Raw genomic sequence first — 16,622 nt, 5'->3', positions numbered from 1 at the left:
TCAATGACCAAACGCCCCCGGCAATCGGCGCCAATCCGACAGCTGCCAGATGCAGTTGGCCTCCTGGCCGGTGAGGCTGCTCTTACCAGTGATCAGTTGAAGCGCCGACTCGCCTAAGTCGTAGGTCGCGCCAGTTCAAGAAGCGTCTGCGCCAACTGCTGCGCCTGATCTGCCGTGATCACGCCACGTTTCGCCATCTCCGCAAGGTTGGCGGCCCGCTCCGCAGCGGCGACCTGCTGATCGATGCGACGGAAATCCTGTTCGGTGCAATTTGGGTCACGCGCCGCAGTCAGACGTGCGTTCTCCTTTCAAGATCAGCCGCTATTGAGTTTTTGATCATAGAAATCCGAGCAACTCGTTAGCATGCAGTAAGTGTATTTTTTCCCAACCAAACTGATGGGCTTGCCATGGTCATCGCCATCGACACATATGCGCACCTCAAGATCTTGGCCCTCTAAAGACTGAAGTTCATTGATCAACTGCCGAATCGACGTTGCATGTGTTGACCATTCGGAATTTCCTTGCTTCGTTTCCATATCTCCCTCACGACTGGATAGCAAATAGTAGCCGCCTTTTTTTCTCACCAAGCCGGCGGGCTTTCGACTTTCGCCATAATCGGTGGATATAAAAACCTCTCGATTTTGATTCTCAAATGTGTCGAGTTCTTCAATGAGTTGCTTGATCGATTTTCCTTGATAGACCCAGACTGGGGTTTTCCGTGTGGGAATTGCCTTAATCTCTAACAGGCTTCGTGAGGTCGGCATTAAAGACTCCAGGTCGCATCCCTAAGGCTCTGTGATTCACCGCTCGGAGTGCTGAATTCAAAGGATATGCGGACAAATGCAACGAAGGCCACGCTGCAATTAACTGTCTTCACAGTTGAGTAGCAAACAGTGGCCGTCCCTTTTCACCACCATGCTGATCGGCATATGGATTTGACCACTATCAAATGACATTCGGACCTCCAGTTCCTGATTCTCAAATGACTGGAGCTCCTCAATGAGGTGGCGTATAGTTTTCCCTTTGGTTGTCCAACCCGGATTTTTGTTTATCAACATAAATTCAATCTCTCATACGTTCCGTGAGCCTGGTGGACTGGCACAGAAAGTCGCTGCTGTCGCGCCGTCCACGATATTGAGGTTCCTGGATGCCCTTGCTTTTCCAGGTGTCCATTGTCATCCTTCGCAACCCCACACTTGCCAACCGCGCATTGTCGGCAGCCATTGCGGTCAAGGATAGCGTGTCTACCGCTTTATCACAAAGGCGATGGAACTATGTCCACACTTCACTACCGTCAGAGTAAATCCAAACTGCACCAGCGGGGGCAAAAAGATACCACCAGAGGTTATCAATGTCCTTTTCTTCTGTTTTTTCATCATATTCCTTTGGCCACGCCGCTCTAAACATGTTGAGTTGATCATCTATCGAACCACTCAAAAAGTTTTCATTGTTCGCGAGCCGCAAAATTCCTTTGTGCATCAGATTTTCCGCCAAAAAGAAGAGCCCTTCTTTTGCCTTGCCCAAGTCTCCATTGAATTTAGGATATTTTCTTGCCCACAACCAAAGCGCGACAAGAGAGCTGCCATCGTTAAATTCAAGCAATTCTTCAATATATTTTTCGTCGATCATTTGAATTCTATTTTTGCCAGGTTTCCTCGAAGGTCTGCCGGATTTCCCTTTCTATCGATGGGCCATCGTGCTTCTTTTTCTCCGTAGAGAGCTGGATAATTTGTGCACGGAAATTGTTGATCCTGCGTATTGGCCGTCGCCTATTTTCGTAGATCGTTTTATCTTGTGTAAAAGCGACGACCAATGGCGCAGGCATTGCGTTGATCTCGCCAACCGCCTAAATGTCACCGCTACTTTTTTATTTGTTGCACCGAAAAAACTGGAACTTCTCTAATACTCGCGATAGGATCTGGCACGAAGTCAGCGAATCTCATTTTCATTTTCAATCAACAACAACACCTCGGATGGGCCCAAGCAATCTCGCACCAGTTTGGCCACCTCTATAATTTCACTCGCTCTTTCTTTGTTGTTCAATCGAATTAAAAATAGACACTTTGCATTCTTCAAGCCTTGTTCATCTGCGATTTCACGATGAACTTCTGCGGCTTCTTTAATTGGCGACACAATAAAGTCAGAAGAAAAATACGAGACCTCTTTGCCTTGCAACTCAGTCATCAAACGGTTAACAACTTCAACTTCCTTCGCTGCGTAGCAAAAAATATCGATGGCCATAAGTTTCCTTAGAAAAGTTTCATGACCGAGCCAAGTCGATCGACAATCAATATTCCCTCCAATCCATTGATTGGAAATTTCGCAAACTGCTCTTTTAATCGAGAAAGATCTGCAGCGCTGTCTGATAGGTTCAGAACAATATTGCCAGCCTGGCCTGAACTGACTTTCTGTTGTATGGTGGTCCAGATATTCCGCACATTGCTCGTTTCAGGTGCATAGTTGTCGTAAATTGCTCCATTTATTTTGTAGTCTGGGTTCTTCGGCCCCTCGACTCTGGGATTCTGCTCGACATGGAATCCTGAATTGGCTGGCGCTTCTGCACTCTCGTTCTCTCTTTGCAACGATCGAGCAGTTGCAGCATCCGCTCGAGGGGGAATTACCGTTCTACTACCTGATAGTTGGCCGCCCGAAACGTATCCTGCATTCTTCGCAACTAGCTCCGCCTCTTCAAGTTTGCTGATCGCCTTAACAGCATCGCCCGTCTCAGCGGCGGCCTTGGCTTCTTTGAGGATCTTTGCTGCCCCATCGCCCAGACCCGGCACCAAACCCAGCGCAGCCAATGCATAGTCAAAGGGTGTGTCGGCCTCCAGCAAAGCCTTCAGGTCTCCCACTCCCGGCGTGAAGTCAAGAACGATCCCGGCCAACTTCACAGCCATCTGGACGGCCTGCTCGCTGGTCGCGCCTTTGAACTGAGGCGACGCCAGCAACTTGGCGGTGCCACTGAAGTCCGACCCACCCCAGTGGTAGTCCGGCAGCTTTCCAGAGACGATGAGGTTCTGTTGAGTCGCCGCGCCTTCAAGCGCAGCGGTCAGCAAGGTCTTGCACTGCGGCGAACCGGCTTGGCACGCCGTTAACAGCGCCTTGTCCTGCGTGTTGCTGATCTCCAGGTATCGGGCCCGGAGCGCACGCTCCTGGGCCGGAGAGCATCCATCTCGCTGGCAGGCCGCGAGGTCATCGGCCAGCTTAGTCCACTGATCGTGGCTTAGATAGTTATTCGCAGCGGCATTCGCGCCAGCCTGCCCCGCAAGGTTGATCTGGTTCGCATCGCCTCCGGCAACCGCCGCTGCAATGCTGCTCATCATGGCCGCGAACTGGACCGTGTCGATCTCTCGCCCGTAGAGTTCGGCCGACAGTTCCCCGATGACGGCTCCCAAGGCTCCCGCCGCACAACTGCCATCCGTCCTCGCGGCGCCAATGGCGCAGCCCGCGATCGCATGCGCCACCTTGTTGACGAATCCGTCCAGGTTCCCCCGATCCAGGTCGCCCCTTGTGCCGCAGCGGTGTCGAGGAAGGCAGTCATCAAGCCTTCCTCCAAGGCATCTTCCAGGCTGCCGCCATTGATCGCCGTACTGATCACCGCCTTCGTGGCGCCCGCAGTCAGGTTCTTGCCCAACTGGTTCATGAACTCGCTCGCACCGCCGCCGGTCGTCGGAAGCCCGGTCGGATTTAGGTTCAATCCCCCGAGCACGCCACCCGTGACGATGGCCGTCAGCAGGTTCTTCACGCTGGAGTTGCTGCCCAGGTCATCGAAGGTCTTGCCCAGGTCGCCCTTGTTGTTGATGAGCGCCACCGATGCCTGGCTCGCGAGTGCACTGACGCCAGCGGCGACTGCACCCTGGACGACGGCTCCGCCCCCCACCGAGCCTGCGACAGATGCGCCGGCTGCCGACGCCGCGCCCCAAGTCAGATAGGTCACCACCGCCGTGACAACGGCTGCACCTTCCGGCGTCAACCCGCTCTTGCCGTAGTCCCACTGCCGGTGCGCTTCGTCGATCTTCTGCCAGTCGACCTTGCCCGCGAGCTTCGGGTCGCTGTTCATCTGGCCGATCCAGCCCACGCCAGGCTGCTGCGCGAGCGCGTCAACACTGTCCTTGGCGTTCATGCCCACCGTCACACGATCGGCGTTCACCTCCAGCGAACCGGCGTTGATCTGGTTGTAGTGCAGGGTCTCGTCGGTGGTGCCGGAGTCCTTGGTGCTCTGCCAGGTCAGGTTGCTGCTGCCACCCGTGTGGCTCGTGGTGGACTCGGTCGACTGCAGCGCGAGGTTGACGCTGTCGCCTTCGAGCTTGAGCTTGCCGGGCGTGTCGATGGTCGTGCCCGCGATCGTGACGGCGCCGCTGGTACCGTTGTCGCCGGTCGCGGTGATGCTGACGTTGGCGCCACTCAGCGTGCTGTTCGCCAGCGAGCTGACATCGGCATCCCGGGTGTTCTCGTTCTTGCGGTCTAGGCCGTGCAATGCGCTGCTGACGCCGGATTTCTTCGAAGTGCTGTTGCCGACCGTGAGACCCGCTTCGTTGCGCACCGCGCAAGTACACGCTATTGCCGCCTTCGAGGTAGACGCCAACTTGACCGCTCGTGAAGGTCTGCAATGAACTTATATTGCTCGTAATTTACCATGTTGATTTTTCACTTGAACTTTATTTCAACACGATCGTGAGGCGTGATCGGTGCAAGTTGGGACTAATCGTGTAGCCACACGGCCCCGCCTGGGCATTCCCGCATTAAAAACCAAACTCCATTGTCCATTTCCTCTTCATTTTTTGGAAACAATTCACTAAATAGTTCGACTTGCTCCTCATAGGAACCCGACATTGGGATTTTCGTGTACATGTGAACCAATTTAATTTTCTTCTCCACAAGCAAACGACGAAGAATGCAAAAAAAAGCCTCGCGACGCTCTCCAAACGAAGGCGAGTCTCGTTTTAAATAAGACCAGAAGGCGCCTAACTCTTGGTCTTCCGCATAAGAGACCATTTCGAGATATCTTTCATTTGAAATTAGACTAGTCATTTGAATTTAATTTCATTTCTCGAGAAGTTTTCATTGAGTCCAATAAGCGACGGGTTGTCCTGAATATCGACTGTCCATCGCGCGGAAAATCCGGTCGAACCGATTTGCGAGCTAGACACGGAACGCAGGTTGACAACGGTTCCATCGCTCAACTGAGTCGTCCAAACACTGGGCGGGTTGCCCTTTGGAGTTAACTGGGCGCCGCCAGTAAGGCCGTTTACATATGTTCGTACTTCGCTTTCAAGCTGCGCGTTTGAAAGATTGGTCGTATCGAAAACCTTGACTGTCCCACGTTTGTTGCCCTCAGGGGTGGCTCGATAGGGTCTATCAAGAGTCAGACTTTCTGCGCCCGGGCTTTGCTTGTCAAACAACTGAGTGAGTTCATTTGTACGCGCTTGCTGAGTCTTGGTAGTGTTCTGCTGAACACTCAACATGATGAAGTCACCCATGCTCTGCTGTTCAGCCACCGGCAGGGTCGTGACGAAGTCCTTTGCCCATGCCTGCGCTTGGTCCAATGGAATTCCCTCCAAGACATTCCCGAGCCAGCGCTGCATCGCACGGGGCGATTCAAGCGGTGGCGGGCCGTATTCCTGGCTTGCCTGTTCTGGCGTTGGCAGCACCGTGGGGCCCAGCGGCTTCTTGGGCTCCGTGGAGCCAGACGTAGTGGTATTCCGTCCAAGGAGCGCATCGGCCAGCATCTCGCTGAGCGCCACCGCATTGGCCGCGCGCTCCGACATTCCTTCGTTCTGCGCTCTGAGTTCTGCTATCCGGCCCGGCAGAGCATCGACCGCCAAGGCACTGATGCCGATTAGTGCCATGCACTTGGCGCTGGTGATGCACGCCTCCATCGCTTCCACGACTACCAGGTTTCTGAAGTTGTTGGCGGCGGCATTCGCCCCTGCGTTGGCGCCGAGGTTGATCTCGTTGGCGTCTCCGCCACCAATCGCCACGCCGATGCTGGAGATCATGGCGGCGAACTGAGTCGTGTCCGGATACATCCCGTTGAGAAGGATGTCTTCCGGCGACCGGTCACGGTTGTAGAAGATCGCAGCGGCTTCGCCCAGCGCAGCGCCGACTGCACCTGCTGCACAACCTCCGCCACTGCTCACGCCCGATCGTCCCGCTCCTGCAGCGCAACCCGCGATGGCATGCGCGGCGTAGTTGGTGAACGAGCCGAGATCCGTGTTTTTGCCGATCCAGTTCGCACCTTGGGCGGCCGCTGTGTCCAGAAGTGCATTACGCAACCCGTCTTTCAAGGCGTCCTCCAGGCTGCCGCCATTGATCGCCGTACTGATCACCGCCTTCGCGGCACCCGCCGTCAGGTTCTTGCCCAACTGGTTCATGAACTCGCTCGCACCGCCGCCGGTCGTCGGAAGCCCGGTGGGATTCAGGTTCAAGCCCCCGAGCACACCACCCGTGACGACGGCCGTCAGCAGGTTCTTCACGCTGGAGCTGCTGCCCAGGTCATCGAAGGTCTTGCCGAGGTCGCCCGTGTTGTTGATGAGCGCCACCGATGCCTGCGAGGCCAATGCGGACACGCCGGCAGTCACCGCTCCGCTCACCACCAAGCCCGTCGTACCGCCACCCACCGCTCCGCTCGCCGCCGCGCCTATACCCGATGCCGCGCCCCATGTTAGATAGGTCACTACCACCGTGACGACCGCAGCGCCTTCGGGAGTCAGCCCGCTCTTGCCGTAGTCCCAGTTCCTGTGCGCTTCCTCGATCGTTTGCCAGTCGACCTTGCCCGCGAGGTTCGGGTCGCTGTTCATCTGGCCGATCCAGCCCATGCCAGGCTGCTGCGCGAGCGCATCAACACTGTCCTTGGCGTTCATGCCCACCGTCACTCGATCGGCGTTCACCTCCAGCGAACCGGCGTTGATCTGGTTGTAGTGCAGGGTCTCGTCGGTGGTGCCGGAGTCCTTGGTGCTCTGCCAGGTCAGGTTGCTGCTGCCACCCGTGCGGCTCGTGGTGGACTCGGTCGACTGCAGCGCGAGGTTGACGCTATCGCCTTCGAGCTTGAGCTTGCCGGGCGTGTCGATGGTCGTGCCCGCGATCGTGACCGCGCCGCTGGTACCGTTGTCGCCGGTCGCGGTGATGCTGACGTTGGCGCCGCTCAGCGTGCTGTTCGCCAGCGAGCTGACATCGGCATCCCGGATGTTCTCGTTCTTGCGGTCCAGGCCGTGCAATGCGCTGCTGACGCCGGATTTCTTCGAGGAGCTGTTGCCGACCGTGAGACCCGCTTCGTTGCGCGCCGCGATGATGGTCACCTCGCCGCCCTGGATGGTCAGGTCCTTGGCGGCATTGACCTGCGCACCGCGCAAGTACACGCTGTTGCCGCCTTCAAGGTAGATGCCACCTTGACCGCTCGTGATGGTGCTGGCGGCTGCATCGTCGGTGCGCGTCTCCAACGTATTGCCGACCTTCTTTTCCTGGCTCAGGTGGCGGTCGAGGAATTCGAAGCTCTTGGTGCGGCTGAGCCCGGCGCTGCTGCTGTGGGTGTCGCGGCCCTCGACGATGTTGAGTTCGTTGCCAGCGGTGATGCTCACGCCCTGCGTGCCGTTGACGTGCGAGCCGACGATATTGACGTTGTTGTCCGCATGCAGCGAGACGAGCCCGCCCTGGAAGCTGCTGCCCACGCTGGTGGAGCTTTCCTGCGACGCGGTGATCGTCGTGGTGGTGTTGGAGAACGTGCCCTTCTTGGTGGACTGGTACAGATAGTCGCTGCTGTCGTTCGCCTGGCCGTCCACGATGTTGAGGTTTCGCCCGGCATTGGCGACGAGCAGACCGCTGCCGGCATCGACGTCGGCCTGACGGGCATTGATGTCCTGGCCGGCGCCGAGGATGGTCGTGCCGTTGGTCGCGATGACGGTACCGGTCTCGCGGCTGCTGCTGTTGTACTGAAATCCTCCGGCCAGCACGTCGGTGCGGGTTCGAGGTTCGGTCACCGTGTCCAGGTTCAGGTCACGCCCCGCATTCAGGCGCGTCAGGCCGCTCCCGCTCGCGGGGTTGGCGCTATCGCGGTTCGAGACGACGGCACCCGTGAGGTTGATGTCCCGACCCGCATCCACTTGGAGTGTGCCGCCGGGGCCGGTGACGTACAGACCGGCCACGCGGTCGATCGTGGTCGACGACTCCGCGAGGGCAGTCTGCCGAGTCGTCGTAGTGGTCACGACATTGACATCGCGCCCGGCGTTCAGGCTCAGGCTGTTGCGCGCATCGATGGTGGAGCCGATGTTGTCGATGTCCTGCCGCGCATCGAGCTTGACGCTACCGCCCGTGATCCGGCCGCCATCGAGGTTGCGGACGTTGTCGGCGTTGAGTTCGACCACGCTCCGTCCAGCGATGGTGCCTCGATTGACGATGTCGCCAGCGCCTTCGGCACCGTTGATGCGCACCTTGTCGGCGCTCAGCAGGGTGCCGTTGCCGTCGATGTCGCCAGGGCGAACGCGCACGTAGACCTGAGGAACAAGCACGCGCTGGGTGCTGCCATCAGGGAGCGTCACCGTCTGCTCGACGAGCCACACGATGTCGCTGGTCAACTGCGCCATCTGCTCGGCCGTCAGCGCGATTCCGGGCGTCAGCTGGAACTTCTGCGCGAAGGTCGCGCCCGCGTTCATGAGTGCCGTGTACTGTTCTTCGTCGCTGCCGAAGCCCTCCAGATAGCGTGAGCCGGTGAGTTGGGCCACCTGCTCACGTATCAGGCGCTGTTCATAGTGGCCGTCACCCAGCCGCTTGAGCATGTTGCGGGGATCGAGGCCCAGATTGTTCAGGAGGTAGTCGCTACTGAGCCACTGGCGGTAGCTGGCGTAGCGCGGGTCGGTCTCGACCAGGTAGCCGTTGCCGTGGGGCCGCAGGTTGAAGAGGCTCGATCCCGGAAGTGCCGCGCTCGCGGGCGCGGTGCGCACGACGAGCGAACCGGCGCCGGGCACCTCGACGATTGGACGGCTGCCGCCACCGCCGAAGTTGGGCTCGCCCGCACCGCCGCCGCCGAGGTTCGGATCGCCGGCCCCGCCGCCGGGGGCGTTGCCGCCGCCGCTGGCGCCGGGCGTTTGATTGTTGACGGCCGCGCCGCCGCCTCCCGGCGCGCCCCATGACGTGAGCGCATAGGTGGTCGGTTGGTTGTTGATGGGGGTGACGGTGAGGGGAACGTCACCGCTTGTGTTGGGGTTGATGCCAACAGCCAGATAGGTGGAGGTGCCGCTTTCTCGGCGCTCACCGGGCGTAGGCTCGTTGACGACGGGCATGCTTGCACTGAAGGTGCCGCCGGCCAGCACTTGGCTGTCGCGGTTGGTCAGGCGGCCGTCGACTTCGATGTCGCCTCCGGCGAGGATGTGCGCGGCCTGGGCGTTGCGGGCCTGATCTTCTTCGACGGTGAGCTCGATGACCTGAATGCTGTAGCCGGGGCCCATGCGGACCCAGGTGCCGTCCGATTGCTTCACGAGCAGGTAGCGCCCCTCCGGCGTGCCGGGGGGGCCGGCAACCATGGCCTCGGTGCCTTCAGGAAGGACGATGCCGGCAACTGTGATGATGGAGCGGGCGGGCAGTACCGTCGTGACGCGTTCGACAGTCAGGTGCGTGTCGATGTTCTGGATGTCGGCCGCACGCAGCGTCATGCTCTCGTTGGCGCTGATGAGTGCGCTTTCGTTGCGCAGGACGGCGGCTTTGCCGGTGGCGATGCCATCGTCGTCAAGCTCGCCGGCGATGGTCATGCCGCCTTCGGAGAGGAGTTCGCCCCGATTGACGATACTTGTCGCGCCGACGTCGAGATAGCCACGCGCGGCGATGACGGCGCCCGCTTCGTTCACGACACTGGCACCGTCGCCCACGGACAGCCACGTACCGTAGATCCGGGAGGTGTTCGTGATGCTGCCGCCGCGTACCTGAGTGTCTTCGCCGTCGATAGTGCCGTTGTTCGTCAGGCTTCCATCGGCGAGCAGGTAGGTATGGTTGCCCGAGCTGAGCAGGCCCGTGCTGCCGTTGACGATGTTCACGCCCTTGGCAATGAGGGTGTCGGTGGCTTCGATCGCGCCGCTGTTCGTCAGCGTGCCTTGAGCATTGATCTCCACACGGTGGCCGCTCATCGACGCGCCCGCGCTGTTGACGAGGTCGTGGCTCTTGCCGCTCAGCGTCTCGCCGGCAGACATAGTGCCTTTGTTGGTCAACGTGCCGGCGAAGTCGTAGCTGATATTGCCGCCGCTCTGGATGACTTCGCTGTTGGTCCAGCCGGCCGCGCCGCGAAGGTGGATGTCGCCGTCCGAAAGCACCTTGCCAGAACCGGCGCCGATGCTTTCGCCGATGCCCAGGTTGACATCACTCACACCGACGAGTCGGCCTCCGATGTTGTCGAGTTTCAGGCTGCCGCCGCTCTGGTCTGAGAGGCTCAAGGTGCCGCCCGAGGCGATCAGGCCGGCCGCATTGTTTGCCTTCGCGACCACGAGGGTTGTGTCGCCCACGGCGCTGATGGAGCCGTTCTGATTGTTCAGGCTGTCGGCCGCGAGGTCCACGTTTCCATTGGCGACGATGGCGCCGCCTTGGTTAGAGGTGGCACCGCTCGTCGTGCTGGAGATGCTGCCCGCCGAGGCGATGCGTCCGCCGTCGTTGCCGAAGCTACCGGCCTGGATGGTGGCGTCACCGTTGCTCGCGATGCTGCCTGCGGTGTTGTCGATGACGCCGGCCACCGCGATGCGGGCCGCCCCGGTTCCGGTCTGGACAATCTCGCCGCCGTTCGAGTTGGTGAGATTCGAGGCGCGCAAATCCAACTGTCCCGCGTTCAGCTTGCCGGCGTCGTTCACGAGCGTCGCGCCCGCTAGGGCTTGGGCGCTGACGCTCAGCGCGCCGGCCGTGGCGACAGTGGCTCCGCTGGTGATCACATTGCCGTTGATCGCGGTGATGGCAATGTTCGCGGCGTTGGTCTTGCTGGCCAAGAGATCGACGCTCGCGCCTTGCAGCACGGCTTCGCCGGCAGCGACGTTGGTGCCCTGGGCAACCAGAGCGCCCGTGGTCTTGACATGCAGATCACCCGTTGCGCCGAGGCTGTTGTCGCTCTGCACACCGGCACCGAGGACGCCCGTGCTGCCGCCTTGCACGCTGTCGGCCGTGATGGTGACATTCCGCGCGGCCGTGACACTGCCGTCGTTGGTCAGGGCGTTGGCGGCGACCACCTCTGCGTCGTTGCCTGCGCGCAGCGAACCGCTGTTGGACATTGACCCGGCGCGTACCGCCAGATCGGTTGCCGCTCCGATGCGGCCCGAGTTCGTCACTGTGGTCGCAACGGAAAGTGAAGTGCCGGCCGCCGCCGAAGCCACGGTTCCAAGGGTGTTGTCCAGAGACTGTCCCCGGATCGAGACGGCCTGGTTGGCGAGTAGCGAGCCCGAGCTGTTCTGGATCGCGCCTGAGACATCAGCGGTGAACGAACCGGCAGCGGATATTGCGCCGCGCGTATTGTTGACCGAACCAGCTACGGCAAAGGTCGCGTCGCCGGCGCTCTCGATCGTTCCGTCCTGGTTGTTGAGGTCGCCCGTGGTCGCGATGTCCACGCGTCCCGCACTCAGCTTACCGCCCGCACTGTTATCGAAGCTGCTGACGTTGGCCTGGAAGCCATTGGTCACTTGAAGCGTGCCGCCAGCGTTGCTGAAAGCGGGGCCGGTAACCGAGAGGTTGGACACTTCGAGCTTGCCGCCCGCGTTCGAGACGTTGGGCGTTTGCAGCTCGATCGGGCCACCCGCGTAGATTCGACCGCCGTCGTTGCGGATCGTGCCGGCTGCGCTGATGACGCCGGGCGCGACCGGTGCCGCTGGCGCAGCCGCCGTGCCACCACCAACCGCACCCGCCGAGGGATCACCGGATGCACCCGCGCTCGAACCAGCGCCAGCGCCGCCCGTGTCGGCCCCTGCGCCAGAACTGCTCCCGCTGGGGCCGCTTCCCGCGCCTGCGCCAGAGGAGTCGGCGATCGGCTCATGGCCGATGGTGCCGCCGTTGGTGTTGACCAGCGTCGGGGCCGCGAGCGTGAGCGCGGCCATGCTGGTCTGCCGGATCGTTCCGGCATTGGTGATATCGCCGGCGCTCGCCAGCTCGACGCGTGACCCTTCGAGCGTGCCAGTATTCTCCAGGCGACCGGCCGCCGTCACGACGAGACCTCCCGCACCGGCGCCGATGTTGCCGGCGTTGCGCACACCGAGCCCGGCTTCGGTTCCGATCAATCTGATCTTGTTGGCGAACATTCCACCAAGAGCCGCCACGTCGAGAGCGAAGGCAGGGGCTCCACCGGACCCCGCGATGGGAATGATCTCCCCGTGTTCCGCGGAGATCTGGTTGGCTCCCGTTGCCACCGTCAGATCGTTGGCCCAGATGCCCGCGTTGACCTGCATCGCACGGGCATAGATCGCGGCATAGTCAGTCTGACTGAGGTCGAGACCTTGGCCGTCGATGCTGATGTTGCCGCCGCCGACGCGGAAGCTATCGAGGCCGCCCATGGCATTGAGTTGCGGCACGCCGGTTGTCAGCGTCACGCGAGAGGCGTTCAAGAACCCCCCTCCATCGACGACGATCCCCGCCGGGTTGGCAATGACAACCTCGGCGCGCTGGCCGGCCACTTCCGCAAAGCCGCGAAGCTGCGACGGATTGCCCGAGTTGATCTCGTTGAGAATCACGCGCGCCGGGCCGGTCGCGAGCCATGGATTGCCTTGCACCCAACCGCCCAGCTGAGTCTGAGCGTTCGTGCGACTGTTATTGAGAATGACGCCGTTTCGCTCAATGTCGAAACGGCTGTAGACGTTTCGAGAGACGCCCGCGGCGCTGGGAGTTTGTATGTTGACGACGGGGACGGCGTTGGGCGCGACCAGCACCGTGGGCCGCTGATTCCCGGGGACGTTGGGGGCTCCGATAATTTGCCCCTGCGCAGAGGCCACGCCAAGCAAGGCCGACAGCGCCACACCAATTCCGCCGGCGCTCGTGTTGGACTTGCCCACGCTGCGCGCGGTCTCCTGCACGACCATGCGCATGCCGCGCACGGCGTTGAAGATGATGCGGTGAAGATTCTTGTTCATCGTTTCTTTCCCCTGGCGGCTGCGCCGCCCCTCGTCAAAGTTGGGCGCGCAGTTGCGAAGCGACGCGCTTCGCGAGGGCTTGAATCGCGACGTCGTAGCTCTCGGCCACTTCGTCGGACTTGGACATCAAGGTGTCGAAGTCGGGGTAGCGGTACTTGGGATCGGCGGGCGCGCTCCAGTCGTCGTCGCCGCTGGAATCGGCACCGAAGAAGAAGGTCTCGCTCACGAGCCACGCCTTGTCGCCGGGGCGTGCCCAGAGTTGGGCCGACACATTGACCTTGGGTTGGTAGTCGATGGACAGGCGGCCCGCGTACATCCCGACCTCATCGAAGGTCACATGCAGGACAGGCTCGCGTGTCGGCAAGCGCTTGTAGTCGATAGCGTCCGGATCGTCGGCGGGCCGGTGAACGTTCTCAAGAAGAGTGACTTCGAAGCCTTGGGCCGCCAGTTCTTTCAGCAGCGCAGCAGTCATCTTCTCGCCCATCGCCTTGCGAACGCTCGCGAGCTTCTCGTCGAAACGCGCGCTCTTCCAGCGGTTGTCGATCGACGAGACGATGAGTGCCGGCACCAGAGGCAACGCCAGCGTCTTGTTCGCGGTACTGACGTGGAGCGGCGACGCGACCGGGATGAGCGTAAACCGACGAATCTCGGGCTTGGGTTCCGCTGGCCCGGACGCGCAGCCTGCCAACGCCGCTGCGATCGAAACCGTCAGAAGTAGCGCTATCGCGCGAGACTTTGCTCTCATATGCCTGGTGACTCTCAGAAGCTGAAATTGAGGTTGAAGCCCGCCGTGACTGACGCTGTGCGGAAGCCCTCGGGTTTGTTGATGGGTGCGCCCACGAACATGTCGTAGTTCAGTCCTTGGAAGACGCCCCGCAGCCCGATCACGCCGCCGGCGAGATGGCTGCCAATCAACTGGTCAACGAAGAGGCCGCCGACCTCGCCGTAGTCGATGCCCGCATACAACTCGGCGCCGCTCGCTCCGAGCGCCAAGCCGATGTCGTTTCGGACAAGCCACCCACGGTCGCCCGACAAGGTCAACTCGCCATCGAATCCGCGCACGGTGAAGCGCCCGCCGATGGAGAACATGTCCTGCGGCGTGAGCGGCGTGCGGTTCCACTGCGCGCGCCAGAGACCTGAATAGCGGAGCGTCTGTCCGTTGAGTTCGAAGGGCAGGTTCACGCCCAGGTCGGCCGTGATGATTCGCATGCGGGAGGTGCCTTCGCCAAAAGGCTCCTCGGGCGCGGGAATGGATCCAAAGGCCCCCGTGCCGCGTCGGTAGACGAGATTGCCGTCGAGCGTGGCCGGGCCGATGAACTCGCGGTGGTTCAGGCCCAGTTCCCAGCCGCCGACGACACGGCGCTGGACTTCGATCTCGGTGTCGTCGATGTAGTTGTGCGAGGAGCGCCGGAAGGCTCGCACGCTCGCGATGGTCTTGCGGTGCTGATCGCGATATAGCAATCGGGAGACACTGGCTCCGGCGTTGCTGCTCTCGCCGGCATAGACGTAGTTCTGAAAGTAGCCCGCAACGTTCTGGTGGTAGTCGTTCTGCGATGCCGTCGTGCTGAACAGCCAGTCGCCATAGGGAACGGAGTAGTGAACGATCTGTCCGCCGGTGCTTTTGTCGGGATTCGTGAACCAGTGGCCGTCGATGCTATGGGTGGCGTTGACGTAAAAAAGGTCATTCAGGCCGAAGGGGTTGTCGACGGAAACTGTGACGCCCGCTTGGTAGAGGCCTGTCGATTCGGTGCCGCTGTCGTCGATGCTGAGCGACGAACGCAGGTGCCGGCTCTGCGCATACTTGACGACGAGATCGCTGTCGCCGGGCTGCGCATTGACGGCATTCGACGGCTCGATCTGGATGTCGGCCTCTGCGGTGGGCACGCGTTTGAGGTTTTCCAGGCCCTGCTCGATGTCGCGCAGGTTGAGAAGGTCGCCAACTCGCGCGGGGATGGCGGTGCGCAGGCTGGTGGGCGTGCCCTCGCCGTCGAAGCGGATGGCGGCGATGCGGCCGGGAATCAGCGTGAGGGTGAGTTCGCCCTTGGTGAGGTCTTGTGAACCCGCGAGCACGCGCGAGGTGACATAGCCGGCCGCGATGACCGCCTGTTGCACGCGCGTGAGCACGATGTTGACGCCCTCGGTGCCGAGGCAACGACCGACGGGTGAGTCGTCACCCTGGGGGCCGGCGATGGCGTCGAGCGCCCACTGGAACGCGTCGGAGCGCTCGCCGGAGAGGACCACGCGATCTATGCGGAAGCACGGCGTTTCATCATCGGGCAGGCGCTGTGATTCTGCGGCTGCCTGTCGGGGCACGCGCGCATCGACCGTGCGCTCCTGCTGCTCGCGCAGCGCACGTTCGCGCTCTTGCTGGCGCTGCTCCTCGATGACGGGACGCGGTGTCGAAGCGATCTGCGCGTGAGCCGCGAACGACGCGGCCAACCCAGTCAGAAGGAGGGGCGAGAGGATGGAGGCCGAGATTTTTGGAGCACGGTGAGCAGCCACCGTGGGCCGCGCCCACCGGCGGGAAAGAAATGACATCGTTCTTATTGCCGCGTCGAATGGGCGCGGGTATGGAGCTTCTCGGCGTGCAGGAAGAGCAGACGCCTCTTGCTGGTCAGTCTATGAACGGCCGCATCAAAGAGTCCATCAGATTTGTCCGAAAACTCAGCGGAGATCTCTTTACCGCACGCGGCCCGGCGGAGCCGGTTCCGCGGCGTTCCACCAACGGGCCGCGCTTCGGCGGCCGCGTGACAAGCGAAGTTGCTGCCGGTCGCGCAGAATCTTGCGATGAATGAAAGTTATGCGACTGTTGCACCTTCGCGCGCGGAGGTCGACGCGCTTCCCGGTCTCACGGTGGTCGAGTTCGGAACCGATTGGTGTGGCTTCTGCAAGATGGCGCAGCCGCTGATCGCCGAAGCCTTTTCCGGCGCGTCGCCATTGCGGCACCTTAAGATCGAGGATGGGAGCGGGCGGCCTCTGGGTCGGTCGTTTCGCATCAAGCTGTGGCCGACGCTGGTCTTCATGCGGGATGGCAAGGAAGTGGGCCGGGTGGTGCGGCCAGAGAGCGCTTCGCTGATCCGGCGGGAGTTGGAACAAGCGCAAGCTGCCGAGCGCTAGGCCACGACTGCCCGCGCCCGCGCATCAGGCTCCGGCCGGCACCTTGTCGAGGAAGCCCGTTACCGAGCGCAGCTTGCCTGCCTCGAGTTGGACGAAGTCCGTTCCCTCGATCAGGTCTTCCGATCCGCTCGGGCCAAGGGTCCATGAGAAGCGGAGCTGATCGCCGTGGCCGTCGGGCCGGCCCTTGAGCGCGAAGCGGAAACCGGGGTAGCGCTGGTGCACGCCGCCGACCAGCGCGCTGATCTGCGAGCGACCGCTGCCCTGCATGATGGGGTCGACGTAGTGCGCATCGTCGGCCCAGTGAGTTTCGAGCAGCTTCAGCCGACGGGATTCGTCAGTCTCGTTCCAGACGGCGATGTAGTGCTCTGCGACATGGTCGGCATCGGAAGTGGCGGTGTTCATGGCGATTCCTTTTCAATGTTCACGACC

11 protein-coding genes are annotated in these 16,622 nt (G+C 61.2%); 1 reads left to right on the top strand and 10 read right to left on the bottom strand.

Features of this window, described 5'->3' with window-relative positions; genetic code table 11:
* Positions 1-314: 314 nt before the first annotated feature.
* From QTI24_RS08450 to QTI24_RS08410, 9 genes are all read right to left on the bottom strand, one after another.
* Positions 315-764 (bottom strand): hypothetical protein, encoded by a 450-nt coding sequence (locus QTI24_RS08450; protein WP_286599696.1) that lies wholly within the window; start codon positions 762-764, stop codon positions 315-317.
* 508 nt (positions 765-1,272) lie between these two features.
* Positions 1,273-1,629, bottom strand: coding sequence for a DUF596 domain-containing protein (locus QTI24_RS08445; protein WP_286599695.1), 357 nt, complete (start codon positions 1,627-1,629; stop codon positions 1,273-1,275).
* A 300-nt stretch (positions 1,630-1,929) separates the two neighbouring features.
* Positions 1,930-2,241, bottom strand: coding sequence for a CDI system immunity component (locus QTI24_RS08440; protein WP_286599694.1), 312 nt, complete (start codon positions 2,239-2,241; stop codon positions 1,930-1,932).
* An 8-nt stretch (positions 2,242-2,249) separates the two neighbouring features.
* Positions 2,250-3,323, bottom strand: a complete 1,074-nt coding sequence (locus QTI24_RS08435) for a CdiA C-terminal domain-containing protein (RefSeq protein ID WP_286599693.1) — start codon at positions 3,321-3,323, stop codon at positions 2,250-2,252.
* Positions 3,320-4,543, bottom strand: a complete 1,224-nt coding sequence (locus tag QTI24_RS08430) for a DUF637 domain-containing protein (protein WP_286599692.1) — start codon at positions 4,541-4,543, stop codon at positions 3,320-3,322. The genes QTI24_RS08435 and QTI24_RS08430 overlap by 4 nt, the downstream gene beginning before the upstream one ends.
* Positions 4,544-4,701: 158 nt before the next feature.
* Positions 4,702-4,995 (bottom strand): DUF596 domain-containing protein, encoded by a 294-nt coding sequence (locus QTI24_RS08425; RefSeq protein ID WP_286599691.1) that lies wholly within the window; start codon positions 4,993-4,995, stop codon positions 4,702-4,704.
* Between the two features lie 32 nt (positions 4,996-5,027).
* Positions 5,028-13,076 carry a two-partner secretion domain-containing protein gene (locus QTI24_RS08420; protein ID WP_286599690.1) on the bottom strand — a complete coding sequence of 2,683 codons (8,049 nt, stop codon included), beginning with the start codon at positions 13,074-13,076 and terminating at the stop codon, positions 5,028-5,030.
* A 34-nt stretch (positions 13,077-13,110) separates the two neighbouring features.
* Entirely contained in the window at positions 13,111-13,821 is a 711-nt protein-coding gene (locus QTI24_RS08415) for a hypothetical protein (RefSeq protein ID WP_286599689.1), read from the bottom strand.
* Between the two features lie 14 nt (positions 13,822-13,835).
* On the bottom strand, positions 13,836-15,614 hold the full coding sequence (locus QTI24_RS08410) for a ShlB/FhaC/HecB family hemolysin secretion/activation protein (RefSeq protein ID WP_286599688.1): 1,779 nt from the start codon (positions 15,612-15,614) through the stop codon (positions 13,836-13,838).
* A 249-nt stretch (positions 15,615-15,863) separates the two neighbouring features.
* Here QTI24_RS08410 and QTI24_RS08405 point away from each other — a divergent pair, with 249 nt between their 5' ends.
* Positions 15,864-16,193 (top strand): thioredoxin family protein, encoded by a 330-nt coding sequence (locus QTI24_RS08405; RefSeq protein WP_286600075.1) that lies wholly within the window; start codon positions 15,864-15,866, stop codon positions 16,191-16,193.
* Between the two features lie 24 nt (positions 16,194-16,217).
* On the opposite strand, the gene QTI24_RS08400 is transcribed toward QTI24_RS08405, so the two are convergent.
* Positions 16,218-16,595 carry a nuclear transport factor 2 family protein gene (locus QTI24_RS08400; RefSeq protein WP_286599687.1) on the bottom strand — a complete coding sequence of 126 codons (378 nt, stop codon included), beginning with the start codon at positions 16,593-16,595 and terminating at the stop codon, positions 16,218-16,220.
* Positions 16,596-16,622: the final 27 nt, after the last annotated feature.

Source organism: Variovorax sp. J22P240, from assembly GCF_030316855.1.
GTDB lineage: Bacteria > Pseudomonadota > Gammaproteobacteria > Burkholderiales > Burkholderiaceae_C > Variovorax.
This window is presented reverse-complemented; position numbering and strand designations above follow the sequence as displayed.